The organism is Dietzia sp. SLG310A2-38A2, assembly GCF_014145095.1.
GTDB lineage: Bacteria > Actinomycetota > Actinomycetes > Mycobacteriales > Mycobacteriaceae > Dietzia.
Map to the genome: position 1 here is coordinate 1036 of NZ_JAALDX010000452.1, position 12896 is coordinate 13931.

Below are 12896 nucleotides of genomic sequence, written 5' to 3' on the forward strand. Positions count from 1 at the left end.
CGTGGTTCGGGCGTGATCACCGCATCAGGTGGATCGACACCGACACCCACCCGGTCGACGGCACGCCCCTCGGTGGACTGTCCCCGGTGGAGACCGCACTCGAACTCCTGGGTGAGGCACCGCGATGAGCTCCTCGACCCCGGGCCGGGGCCGCGTCCAGTCGGTCGACCGTGCGTTCGCCCTCCTCGACTCGTTGGCCCGCCGGGGCGGCCGCGCGTCCCTCGGTCAGCTGTGCGCCGACACAGGTCTGGCCGCAGCCACCGTGCACCGGCTGTGCGGGACCCTCGCCGAGTCGGGGCACCTGCGCCGGGACGTGCGCCGCGACTATCTGCTCGGCCCTCGGTTGCAGCGGATCGGGGAGGTCGCGGGTCGGGCGACGTGGTCGTGGGCGGAGCCGGTCCTCGCGGCCGTGGTGGAGGGGACCGGCGAGACGGCCAACCTCGCCGTCCGCGAAGGGGACGGGGTGGTGTATCTCGCCCAGGTCCCGTCGCCGCACTCGATGCGGATGTTCACCGAGGTGGGGCGTCGGGTGCACGTGCACTGCACGGCGGTGGGGAAGGCGTTGGTCGCCCGGGACGACGACGACGAGGTCCGCGCGATGCTGGAACGGACCGGCATGCCCGGATACACGGATTCCACCATCGTCGAGCCCGAGCGGTTGCTCGACGAGCTCGCAGACATACGCCGGGTGGGATTCGCCACCGACGAGTCGGAGCAGGAGGAGGGCGTCCGCTGTGTCGCGATCACGGTCGGGTACGGGGACGCCGCGGTCGCGGTGTCCGCGTCGGGGCCCGAGGCGCGGTTCACCGAAGAGCGCCGCGACGCCGCCGTCGGGGTCCTGAGATCGGCCGTGGCGGACCTGCACCCCTGACGCGGAGGGTCCGCCACCCCGGCCCGGGGTCCGCTACCCCAGTGAGGGGAGCGGATCCCGGGTGCGGGCAGCGGATCCTCCCGGGGTTGCTCGGCGGCGACCGCCCTACAGCCCGTTGGCGGCCTTGAACTCGCGGCGGCGGCGATGGAGGATCGGCTCGGTGTAACCCGAGGGCTGCCCTGTGCCCTCGAGGATGAGCTCACGGGCGGCCTGCCAGGCGATGGATGAGTCGAAATCCGGTGCCATGTTCCGGTAGGCGTCGTCGCCGGCATTCTGCTGGTCGACGATCTCGGCCATCCGGCGTAGCGAATCCTCGACGTCCCCGGCCGTGATGATGTCGTGGCGGATCCAGTTGGCGAGCATCTGGGAGGAGATCCGCAGGGTGGCGCGGTCCTCCATGAGGTTGACGTCATGGATGTCCGGCACCTTGGAGACGCCGATCCCCTGCTCGACCCACCGGACGACGTAACCGAGGATGGTCTGGCACGAGTTGTCGACCTCCTCCTTCTTCTCCTCATCGGTCCAATCGGTGGACGGAGCGAGGGGGACGGTGAGGATGTCGTCGACGCTCGCGCGGGCACCGCCGGCGAGGAGCTCCTCCTGTCGGGACATCACGTTCACCCGGTGGTAGTGGGTCGCGTGGAGGGTGGCACCTGTCGGGGACGGCACCCATGCGGTGTTGGCGCCGGCCCTCGGCTGTCCGATCTTCTCGGCGAGCATCTCGGCCATGAGGTCGGTCTTGGCCCACATGCCCTTGCCGATCTGCGCGCGGCCACGCAGACCGCAGGCCAGGCCGGTGTCGACGTTGAAGTCCTCGTAGGCGGTCATCCAGCGGGCCGACTTCATCTCACCCTTGCGGATCATCGGGCCGGCCTCCATGGAGGTGTGGATCTCGTCTCCGGTCCGGTCGAGGAAGCCGGTGTTGATGAAGACGACCCGATCGGTGGCCTCGGCGATGCAGGCGGCGAGGTTGACCGTGGTGCGACGCTCCTCGTCCATGATGCCCACCTTGAGGGTGTTCTCGGGCAGCCCGAGGAGCTTCTCGACACGGCCGAACAGCTCGGTGGTGAACGCGACCTCCGCCGGTCCGTGCTGCTTGGGCTTCACGATGTAGATCGACCCGGTGCGGCTGTTTCCGCGCTCGTTGCCCTCGGCTATGCCGTGCATTCCCGCGAGCGAGGTGATCAGTGCGTCCAGGATGCCCTCGGGCAACTCGTTGCCCTCGGAATCGAGCACCGCCGGGTTGGTCATCAGGTGCCCGACGTTGCGGACGAACAGCATCGAGCGACCGTGGAGACGGACCTCGCCGGAACCATCGGGCGCGGTGAAGACCCGGTCGTCATGGAGGACGCGGGTGAAGGTCTTGTCGCCCTTGCTGATCTCCTCCGAGAGATCGCCCTTCATGAGGCCCAGCCAGTTGCGGTACCCGTGGGTCTTGTCCTCGGCGTCGACGGCGGCGACGGAGTCCTCGAAGTCCATGATGGTGGAGACGGCGGACTCCAGGGCCACGTCCTTGACGCCGGCGGTGTCGGTCGATCCGATCGGTGAGTCGGCGTCGATCTGGATCTCCACGTGCAGTCCGTTGTTGCGCAGGAGGACAGAGGTCGGGGCGGAGCTGTCGCCCAGGTATCCGACGAACTGGGCGGGGTCGGCAAGGCCGGTGGTCGCGCCGTCGGCGAGTGTCACCTGCAGTCGGCCGTCGACCACGGTGTAGCTGGTGGTACCCACGTGACTGCCCGAGTCGAGCGGCGCGGAGTCGTCGAGGAACTCTCGGGCCCAGGCGATGACCCGGTCCCCGCGAACCTTGTTGTAGGAGGACCCCTGCTCGGCCCCTTCGGACTCCGGGATCGCGTCGGTGCCGTAGAGCGCGTCGTACAACGAACCCCACCGGGCGTTGGCGGCGTTGATCGCGAAACGCGCGTTCATGATCGGCACGACCAACTGCGGGCCGGCCACCGTTGCGATCTCGTCGTCGACGTTCTCGGTGTTCACCTGAACGGACTCCGGTTCCGGGACCAGGTAGCCGATCTCCCGCAGGAACGCCGTGTAGGTGGCGGGGTCGATCGGGGAGGGGTTCTCGTGGTGCCAGGTGTCGATCTTGGACTGCAGATCGTCGCGTATCGCGAGCAGTTCACGGTTGCGCGGGGCCAGGTCGGTGAAGATCTCGGAGACTCCCGCCCAGAACGCGTCGGGATCGACCCCGGTGCCCGGGATCGCCTGGGTGTTGACGAAGTCGTACAGGACCTCGTCGACCTGGACGTCGCCGACGGTGATGCGTTCGGACATCGATGCTCTCCTCAGATAGGGACCGTTCTCACCCCTGACTCTAGTGCCCCCCTGGCGAGGGATCATCTGGATTTTCCGCAGGATGGAACGGGGTGCCGGGTTGGCTAGGATCTGGTGGCATGACGCCCGCCCCTCTGCCCGCGCCGCTCGACGGCCTCGCCTTCATCAAGGGTCACGGAACGCTCAACGACTTCGTGATCCTGCCCGACGATCACGCGGAGGTAGACCTAGACGAGGATCTGGTGCGGGCCGTCTGCGACAGGCGGGCCGGGATCGGCGCCGATGGGGTGCTCCGCATCGCCACCGCCGGTGCCCTGGTCGACCGGGGTGTCCTCGCCGTCCTCCCGGAGGGGGTCGACGCCGCGGACTGGTTCATGGATTACCGGAATGCAGATGGCTCGATCGCGGAGATGTGCGGGAACGGGGTGAGGGTGTTCGCCCACGCGCTGGTGTCGACCGGTCGGGCCGGGATCGGCCACATCCCCATCGGCACGCGTTCCGGTCCTCGGCCTGCCGCCATCCTCGACCATGCCGGGAACCACGCCGTGGTCCGGGTGGACATGGGAGAACCCCGGCTCCTCGGGGTCTCGTCCGTCGAGCTCGGTGGCCGGGTGTACGCCGGCCTCGCCGTCGACATGGGTAACCCCCATCTCGCGTGCGTGGTCCCCGGACTGGGGGATGAGGGTCTGCGCGAGCTGCCGGTGCACGAGGCGCCGGCGTACGACACGGACTTCTTTCCCGGCGGGGTCAACGTGGAGATCGCCACCCCGCTCGCCGACGGGCGGGTGTCGATGCGCGTTCACGAACGGGGGTCCGGGGAGACGATGTCCTGCGGTACCGGGATCGTCGCCACCGCCGTGGCGGCTCTCGCCGACGCCGGAGAGGCCACCGGCGACGTGGTGGTAACCGTTCCCGGGGGAGAGGTCGCGGTGGCCCTGACCGGCACCGGTTCCACGCTCACGGGCCCGTCCGCGATCGTCGCGGAGGGGTGGTATCGGCGTCCCGTCCCGGACCATCGCGCGGAGGCGTCCCGATCGGAATTGTGAGATGATGCCGGTGAATGACTATCGATGACACCGCCCCTGACCGGGCCACACGAGACCATGACCCTTCGGTCGGAGACTTCCAGCTTGAGGAGCGCTCCTCGCTGCGCCGGGTCGTCGGGTTGTCGACAGAGCTGCAGGACGTCAACGACGCCGAGTACCGCCAACTCCGTCTGGAGCGGGTCGTTCTGGTCGGAGTCTGGACAGAAGGTACCGCCGCACAGGCGGAGGCCGCGATGGCCGAGTTGGCCCAGCTCGCCGAGACGGCAGGTTCAGAGGTCTGTGATGCGCTGATCCAGCGACGGGACAAGCCGGACCCCGCCACCTACATCGGCTCGGGGAAGGCCAAGACGCTGAAGGACGTGATCACCGCGACGGGGGCGGACACGGTGATCTGCGACGGTGAGCTCACCCCCGGTCAGCTCATCGCCCTCGAGAAGGTGGTCAACGTCAAGGTGATCGACCGCACCGCGTTGATCCTCGACATCTTCGCCCAACATGCGACCAGCCGCGAGGGCAAGGCTCAGGTCTCCCTGGCGCAAATGGAGTACATGCTCCCCCGACTTCGCGGCTGGGGTGAGGCACTCTCCAGGCAGGCGGGTGGCCGGGCGGGCAGCAACGGAGGCGTAGGTCTACGTGGTCCCGGCGAGACCAAGATCGAGACGGACCGCCGCCGCATCCGGGAGCGCACGGCCAGGCTGCGCCGGGAGATCAAGGGCATGAAGCAGGCCCGGGACACCAAGCGGCATCGGCGTCGCGCCACCCCGGTGCCGTCGATCGCGATCGCCGGGTACACGAACGCCGGAAAGTCGAGCCTGCTCAACCGCCTGACCGGCGCCGGAGTCCTGGTCCAGAACGCACTGTTCGCCACCCTGGACCCCACCACCCGGCGGGCCGAACTCCCCGACGGGCGGGTGGTTGTCTTCACCGACACCGTCGGATTCGTCCGACACTTGCCGACCCAGCTCGTCGAGGCGTTCCGTTCGACGTTGGAGGAGGTCGTGGATTCCGAGCTCCTCCTGCACGTGGTGGACGGGTCAGACGCCTTCCCCCTACGCCAGATCGAGGCCGTCCGCACCGTCATCAATGACGTCGTGGAGGAGCAGAACGCCGAGAGACCGCGCGAGCTCGTGGTGATCAACAAGATCGACGTGGCCGACCCGGTGGTGTTGACGGAACTGCACCACGCGCTGCCGGACGCGGTGTTCGTCTCGGCGGCGACGGGAGAGGGCTTCGACGAACTCCTCGAACGAATAGTGCGGGTGGTCGCCTCAGGGGATACACAAGTGACGCTCGAGATCCCCTTCACGAGGGGCGATGTGGTCTCCCGTGTCCACGCGGAGGGTGCCGTGGTGGACGAGGATCACACGAAGGACGGAACGAGGATCGTAGTTCGGCTTCCGGCCTCCGTGGCGGGCGAACTCGGGCAGTATCGCGTCCCCGATTCTCGCGACGGTGTCGCCTGACCGGGTCGACAGGCCAGGCGACACCCGGTTCACACGAACTCAGAGCTTGCGGAAGACCGTGACGACCTTCCCGAGGATCGTCGCGTGCTCCCCGGGGATCGGACTGAAGGACGGGTTGTGGGGCAGGAGCCACACCCCGCTGGAATCCCTGCGGAAGGTCTTGACCGTGGCCTCCCCGTCGATCATCGCCGCCACTATCTCGCCGTTGTCCGCGACGTTCTGCCGACGCACCACCACGTAGTCGCCGTCACAGATCGCGGCATCGATCATCGACTCGCCGACCACTCTGAGCATGAACAGGTCCCCGGACCCCACAAGGTCGGAGGGGAGGGGGAAGACCTCCTCCACCGCTTGTTCGGCGAGGATCGGCCCGCCGGCCGCGATCCGCCCCAGGACAGGGACGTAGACCGGTTCCACGGCCCCGCTGGGTCGGGCTTCCTCCTGGGCGGGTGCACGTCGTCCCCGGGACCGCTGCCCCGGGACGCCGTGGACGTCGACCGCCCGCGGCTTGTGCGGATCACGGGTCAGGAAGCCCTTCTTCTCCAGCGTTCGCAACTGGTGGGCCACGGACGAGGTCGACTGAAGACCGACGGCGTCACCGATCTCACGGATGCTCGGGGGATAGCCCCGGTCCTTGACCGTGTCGTGGATATGCAACAGAACGCTCTTCTGGCGTGTCGTCAGGGCCTCGAAGTCGGGCTTGGGCATGTGTGGGTCCCTTCGGCGAATGGGTGTTCGACGTCATCATCTGTGTACACCCTACTGCCCACCGGCCGTCGGCGCCACACAGGTGTTCGAAGAAATGTGGGCACGAGTGTCGACTCTGTCGGACCCGCGTGATACAACTCTAGTCAGGTTCGGGTTCGAACAGATGTGCACAAAGATGCACACGGGCGTGCGAATGTTGTTCGCACACCGTATCGAGTTGGGAGTTGTCATGACCGTTATGGAGATGCAGCCACGATCGCGTCCGTCCGTCCCCTGGACGGAGGTCTGCGTGACCGACCACGGTCGGCCGGTCGCGTTCCGGACGCGACCCCGCCCTGATGTCGAGGTCCGTCCCGTCACCCGGTCGCTCGACCGAGGGCGCACTGTGACCACTCGAACGGTGGCACCCGGGCGGCGAGTGCTCGTGCGGCCCGCGTCGGCGGATCAGGTCAGGGCATGCGGCAGCGAGGCGAGGTCTAGTGCGCCGGTGGTGGACGACGTGCCGACATGGGCGCTGGTGGCCTGTGGGATCGTCTTCGGGATCCTCATGCTGCTGGCGCTGGCCCTCGTGGGCGGGCCCGCCTACGCGTGACCCGCGGGATCGCCTTCTAGAATGATCCCGGGACGGCGGCCCGTCGCCCCCGCACCGCTGTCGGCTCCGGCTGACGGACAGGTTCGGACCAGGTCGACGAACGGCGAAGCTGGAATGTACTGCCCCACATGTCACCACGAGGACTCACGGGTGATCGACTCGCGGTCTGTCGACGACGGGCAGGCGATCCGGCGTCGACGCGAGTGTCCCGAGTGCGGACACCGGTTCACCACCCTCGAGACCCCGTTGTTGACCGTCCTCAAGCGCAACGGAGTGACGGAGCGTTTCAGCCGCGACAAGGTGGTTCGCGGCGTGCGACGCGCCTGCCAGGGCAGGTCGGTCGACGAGGACGCACTCCGGCGGCTCGCGCAGCAGGTCGAAGACGCCGTCAGGGCTGGCGGCGCCTCTGAAGTCCCCGCTCACGAGATCGGGCTGGCGATCCTGGGGCCTCTCCAAGATCTCGACGAGGTCGCCTATCTGCGGTTCGCCTCCGTGTACAAGCAGTTCAGTTCTGCTGCGGACTTCGAGAGCGAGATCATCGCCCTTCGCGAACGGCACGCCACGCATTAGTGCGTAAAAGGGCCCTGTCCCACCAGGAGTGGCGTTCTGGCTCTGCCGTGTCACACAACGAGGCGTTCGCCTGATCTCAAACTATGGTCCGCGTTCTCTCGACAGCCTCGCTCGTGCTGCTGTTCATTGTCAGTACGTGGATGGCCCTCGGGCCGCATCACCCGGCATTTCCGTGGGTGATCTCGGCCGGCGTATTCGGGATCCTGGGCATCACCGGCGCCTCGCCTGAGTCGGTGGTCCCCCGGTGGGTGACCACTGAAGACGCAGCGCACGATCCTCCGCGCCCAATCCCACCGCGCCCACTCGTTCGGTATCCCCGCCACGCTTCGCGCTCTGGATCGCGTGGGCTGGAATGACGCGCTCGGTCGACGGGGCGGCAGAGTTCACGGTCGTGCCGGCCTGGTGGCGATCCGCGGCAGAGCTACACAGAGCCTGATCGCCCACGGGTGGGTGCAGTGATTCACCTGCTGGTGGCCGTACCGGTCGCCAGCGTGGGCGCCTGGTGGAATGCGCTGGTCGTGGTGTCGCTAGGTGTCATGTTGCACCTGATCCCGGCCGCGATGCAACGGTACGTACTAGCGAGAATCGATCGCGTGGACCGCTTGACGCAGGCTCGACGGGAGACCGCTCACGCGACTCGTGACCGGTGCGCTGACCGGCCTCTTCGATCGACGATTCCGGCGCGTGGGTTCATCGGGCGGTGCGGCGGGAGAGCGCGGCGGCGACCGCCTTCTCGATCCTCTCGGCGGAGACCGGTCGCGCGGTTCCCAGAGACTGCGCGAAGAGGCCGACACGGTACTCGGCCAGCATCCACCGGAGATCCCGAGAGGCCCGCGCCCCACCCGGTCGTCGGCGAAGCGCCGCCGTCGCCTCCGCGACCGTGGTCTCCGACTTCTCCAGCCTGGCAGTGAGTTCCCGGTACCTCGACGGTGACTTCTCCGCCAGGTCCAGCCTGAGGTCGATCGCCCTCACGTGGCGCTCCAGGTGCGGGAGAACGTCCCCCGGGTGGCGGGCGAGGAATCCCTTGCCCACGAGGAAGTCCAGAGCGGGCCGAACGTCGTCCGCGAGGTCGCGTGGTGCCTGGTCCAGCCTGGCGGAGACCGACTGCGCGGCGACCAACGCCGGGAGGGCGGCGGAGATCGAGGCCGTGATGGCGGCCGGTGCCTCGGATCGGGCTCGCGCGCGCAACTCGTCGAACTCGCGCACGGTGAGCACCGGCACTCCCTTGCGTCCGGCGATCAATCGCCCGCACGCCGCCAACGCCGCGTCAAAGACGAGGCCGTCGGCGCCTCCGTGGGGATACTGGGTGAGCGCGAGGCGCTGCTCCACCGGACGGCCCCGCACTATCGATGCCGCCGAGATCAGGTCCGCTGAGATCACGGTCAGTACCGCGGTCGTCTGTGCGGCCCGCCGTTCCTCCTCGGTGGCGCAGGCGATGCGGTGGATGCCGTCGGGGCGCACCTGCAGGGCCGGGTAGACCGTCACCTCGACACCGTCGACCGTGCCGGTGATCGAAGGCGCCAGATCCCCGATCGTGTCCGCGGTCCACGCCCGATGGGGTCCGTCATCGGGGACGAGTCGGGAGTTGAGCGTGGCCCGGACCCTGTCCACCAGGCGGCTGCGCAACGTACCCAGATCCGTGCCGGCCGCGACCACCTCGTCACCGTCGACCACCTCGAAACGCATGCGTAGGTGCTCGGGGAGCTGTTCCGGATGGAACTCGCGGGGTTCGACGGTCGTCCCGATCCTGGCGGAGAGCGCGTCGGCGAGCGCCACCGGCAGCGGCGCTGACCGCGGGGTGAGGTCGCCGGCCACCAGTGCGGCGTACTCGGCGGGCGGGGAACACAGACGCCTCAGGTACTTGGGGAGCGTCCGGAGCATCTCGGTGTACAGCTCCTCACGCAGACCCGGGACGAGCCACTCGAAGCCGGATGTCGCGACCGAGGACAGCTGGGGGAGAGGGATCCGCACGGTGATGCCGTCGGAATCGACCCCCGGGTCGAACGCGTACCTGAGCTCGAAGTTCCGCTCACCCTGCTTCCAAATCGGGGGGAACTCCGAGGCGGACGGAGCGGTGTCCGAGGTGCGGATCCGCTCGGCGCTCAGACGTAGAGGGTCCGGATTCTCCCGACCCTCTCTTCTCCACCACGACTCCAGGTGGCGACCGGAGGTGATGTCCGCGGGGAGCCGGTCGAGGTAGAACTCGACCAGGGCCTCGTCGTCTATGACCAGGTCGCGGCGCCTGCTACGGGTCTCCAGTTCCCGCGCCTGCTCCACCGCCACGGCGTTCTCCATGATCACCGGGATGCGGGTCGACCACTGACCCTCGACTATTCCGTGGCGCACCAGCATCTCCCGTGCGAGCGGTGCGTCGACCCGGGATAGGAGGATGCGCCTCGACTCGACCACGGGCAGCCCCAGGAGCAGGACCTTCTCGTAGGCCATCGCGGCGCCCTGCGCATCGGACCAGTGCGGCTCGGAGTACTGGGTACGGACCAGGTGCTCCCCGAGTTGTTCGATCCACCCCGGGTCGATGCGCGCGACATCCCGGGCCCACAACCTGGAGGTCTCGACCAGCTCGGAGGCCATGACCCAGCGCGGCGGCTTGCGGGCGAGATCGGAGCCGGGGAAGACCTGGAAGCGGATCCCGCGGGTGCCGCGGAACTCCCTGGTGTCCTCGTCCTTCATCCCGACGTTGGTGAGCAGTCCGGACAGGATCGCCTTGTGGAGGTCGTCCTCCGCTGCATGGCCGGACGGTGGATGCCAGCCCCGTTCGCGGCACATGCTGGTCAACTGGGCGGTGAGGTCCTGCCACTCGCGGATCCGCAGCCAGTGCAGGTACTCGGCTTTGCACATCTTGCGGAACGCGCTGCCGGAGAGCTCGCGCCGCTGCTCGGTGAGGTAGCGCCACAGGTTGAGATAGCCCAGGAAGTCCGAGGACTTGTCGGCGAAGCGGCGGTGGAACTGGTCTGCCTTGTCGCGTTCCTCCGCCGGCCGCTCCCGGACGTCCTGCACGGTCAGGGCCGCGACCACCACCAGGACGTCCCCCAGCGCGCCGTTGCGGTGGCCCTCCACGACCATCCGGGCCAGACGGGGATCGAGGGGGAGGGATGCCATGTCGCGGCCCACCCTGGTCAGGTGCGGGCGCTCGTCGTCGTCGATCCGGAGCGCCCCGAGCTCGGTGAGCAAGGTCATCCCGTCCCGGACGGCCTTGCGGTCGGGTGGTTCGACGAACGGGAAGTCGTCCACGGCTCCCAGATCGAGATCGGCCATCGACAGGATGACCGACGCCAGGTTGGTGCGCAGGATCTCCGGGTCGGTGAACTCGGGTCGGGAGTCGAAGTCGTCCTCCGAGTACAGGCGGATGCAGATGCCGTCGGCCACGCGGCCGCAGCGGCCGGCACGCTGTGCGGCGGAGGCCTGCGAGATCGGTTCGATCGGCAGCCGCTGGACCTTGGTGCGTGTCGAGTAGCGAGAGATCCGGGCGAGGCCGGTGTCCACGACGTAGCGGATGCCCGGGACAGTCACCGAGGTCTCCGCGATGTTGGTCGACAGGACCACGCGCCGGGTCGAGTGCTGACGGAAGGCCCGTTGCTGCTCCGCGGCGGTGAGCCGGGCGAAGAGCGGGAAGATCTCGGTGCTCCTGAACTTCCGCCCCCTGAGCACCTCCTCGGCGTCGCGGATCTCGCGCTCCCCGGAGAGGAAGACGAGTACGTCACCGTCCCCCTCGGCCAGGAGCTCGCCGACGGCATCGGCGAGTGCGTCCAGGGGGTCCAGGTCGATGGTCCGGTCCGCGTGGTCGACCTGGAGCGGCCGGTACCGGATCTCCACCGGGAAGGTGCGACCGGAGACCTCGATGACGGGGGCGGGTCGGCCCGCCGGATCCGCGAAGTGGCGGGCGAAGCGGTCGGGGTCGATCGTGGCGGAGGTGATGATCAGTTTGAGGTCCGGCCGCCGGGGCAGGATCTGCCGGAGATAGCCGAGCAGGAAGTCGATGTTGAGGCTGCGCTCGTGGGCCTCGTCGATGATGATCGTGTCGTAGGCGCGAAGCAGCCGGTCCCGTCGGATCTCGGCGAGCAGTATCCCGTCGGTCATCAGCTTGACCGCGGTGTCGGTGCCGGTGCGGTCGTCGAAACGCACGGCGGAGCCCACCAGTCGGCCGGTCTCCACGCCGAGTTCCTCGGCGATGCGCTCGGCGACGGACCGGGCCGCCAGTCGGCGGGGCTGGGTGTGGCCGATCATCCCGCGGACGCCGCGACCGAGTTCCAGACAGATCTTGGGGATCTGGGTGGTCTTCCCGGATCCGGTCTCACCGGCGATCACCACGACCTGGTTGTCGCGAATCGCCTCCGCGATCTCGTCCTTGCGGGCGCTGACCGGCAGTTGCTCCGGGTACTCCGGGGTCGGGACCGACTCGGCGCGGCGGCGCAGACGAGCGGCGGCGGCATCGATCTTCCCGTCCAGGTCGTCCAGCTGGTCGGCGCGGGCCCTGCGGATCCTCGACCGGAGCCGGTGGGCGTCGAGGATGCCCACGTCGTCGAGCCGGACCAGGAGATCCTGCCGGGCCCGGCGCAGTTCGGGGGCGGGCACGGAAGACGTCGACATGGTGTCCGCCAGGGTATCGGCAACCGTCGTGGAGACCGATCCGGGTGTCAGCCCGTGCCCCCCTCCCGGCGGGACTGAATGCGGGCGTAGCGCTGGTGCAGTCGCTCCCGGATCTCCTCCGGCTCGTACGCCTGCCGCCGGCGTTCGGTGCGGGCGGCGAGGATGCCGGTGGCCGCGACGCCGACCACTCCGGCCGCGCCGACCATCTTGAGCCACTGCCGTCCGCGGGGTGCCATGGGCTCGAGGGTAGATCCTCGCGTCGGGCCACCTGGCAGGATCGCACCATGAGCCTCGACACCGTCCCGCTGGCAGCCGCGGCCCACCGCACCCGGACCGGGGACCTGTGGTTGTTCCGTGGGCGCACGACCGCCGACCGTCTGATCCAGACGCTGACCAATTCCCCCGTGAATCACGTGGGGGTGGCGGTGGTCCTCGACGACCTGCCCCCGCTGCTCTGGCACGCGGAGATGGGGCGCGCGTTGACCGACGTGTGGACGGGGCGTCGGCAACGGGGCGTCCAACTCCACGACCTCGAGGCGGCGGTGCGACAGTGGACCGGGCCGTACGGCCAACGCGCGTGGTTCCGCCAGATCACCCCGGAGACCGGGGTCCCGCAGGAGGACGCGATCCTGGAGACGATCGCCCGCCTGAACGGGGTGTCGTTCCCGTCCGCGGGGCGACTGACCGCACGGTGGGCACGGGGACAGTGGGCCGGGGGGCGGAGGGCGGACCGGGGACGCCCCGCGACCGATCGC

9 protein-coding genes and 2 pseudogenes are annotated in these 12896 nt (G+C 68.8%); 7 read left to right on the plus strand and 4 right to left on the minus strand.

The genetic code is table 11. The features are described 5' to 3' along the window. A pseudogene (locus G6027_RS19025) lies at positions 1–128 on the plus strand (tRNA (adenosine(37)-N6)-dimethylallyltransferase MiaA); the annotation flags it as partial. Next, complete coding sequence (locus tag G6027_RS14930; RefSeq protein ID WP_182637859.1) at positions 125–871, plus strand: IclR family transcriptional regulator; 747 nt, start codon at positions 125–127, stop codon at positions 869–871. The pseudogene G6027_RS19025 and the gene G6027_RS14930, both read left to right, overlap by 4 nt. A gap of 105 nt (positions 872–976) precedes the next feature. Here the strand turns inward: G6027_RS14930 and G6027_RS14935 are convergent, their stop codons facing one another. After that, positions 977–3157 carry a malate synthase G gene (locus G6027_RS14935; protein WP_182637860.1) on the minus strand — a complete coding sequence of 727 codons (2181 nt, stop codon included), beginning with the start codon at positions 3155–3157 and terminating at the stop codon, positions 977–979. A 119-nt stretch (positions 3158–3276) separates the two neighbouring features. Between G6027_RS14935 and dapF the strand changes: the two genes are divergently transcribed. Together dapF and hflX are read left to right on the plus strand one after the other, a co-directional pair. Then, positions 3277–4203: a diaminopimelate epimerase gene (gene dapF, locus G6027_RS14940; RefSeq protein WP_182637861.1), complete on the plus strand. Its 927-nt coding sequence runs from the start codon at positions 3277–3279 to the stop codon at positions 4201–4203. A gap of 14 nt (positions 4204–4217) precedes the next feature. Beyond that, positions 4218–5666: a GTPase HflX gene (gene hflX, locus G6027_RS14945; protein ID WP_182637862.1), complete on the plus strand. Its 1449-nt coding sequence runs from the start codon at positions 4218–4220 to the stop codon at positions 5664–5666. Positions 5667–5705: 39 nt separating this feature from the next. On the opposite strand, the gene lexA is transcribed toward hflX, so the two are convergent. Beyond that, entirely contained in the window at positions 5706–6374 is a 669-nt protein-coding gene (gene lexA / locus G6027_RS14950; RefSeq protein ID WP_182637863.1) for a transcriptional repressor LexA, read from the minus strand. Between the two features lie 385 nt (positions 6375–6759). Here lexA and G6027_RS14955 point away from each other — a divergent pair, with 385 nt between their 5' ends. Together G6027_RS14955 and nrdR are read left to right on the plus strand one after the other, a co-directional pair. Next, positions 6760–6966, plus strand: coding sequence for a hypothetical protein (locus G6027_RS14955; RefSeq protein WP_182637864.1), 207 nt, complete (start codon positions 6760–6762; stop codon positions 6964–6966). Between the two features lie 114 nt (positions 6967–7080). Further along, positions 7081–7536: a transcriptional regulator NrdR gene (gene nrdR, locus G6027_RS14960; protein WP_182637867.1), complete on the plus strand. Its 456-nt coding sequence runs from the start codon at positions 7081–7083 to the stop codon at positions 7534–7536. 690 nt (positions 7537–8226) lie between these two features. On the opposite strand, the gene hrpA is transcribed toward nrdR, so the two are convergent. Beyond that, complete coding sequence (gene hrpA / locus G6027_RS14965; protein WP_182637865.1) at positions 8227–12141, minus strand: ATP-dependent RNA helicase HrpA; 3915 nt, start codon at positions 12139–12141, stop codon at positions 8227–8229. Positions 12142–12188: 47 nt separating this feature from the next. After that, positions 12189–12377 carry a hypothetical protein gene (locus G6027_RS14970; protein ID WP_182637866.1) on the minus strand — a complete coding sequence of 63 codons (189 nt, stop codon included), beginning with the start codon at positions 12375–12377 and terminating at the stop codon, positions 12189–12191. A 48-nt stretch (positions 12378–12425) separates the two neighbouring features. Between G6027_RS14970 and G6027_RS14975 the strand changes: the two are divergent. Next, a pseudogene (locus tag G6027_RS14975) lies at positions 12426–12896 on the plus strand (hypothetical protein); the annotation flags it as partial.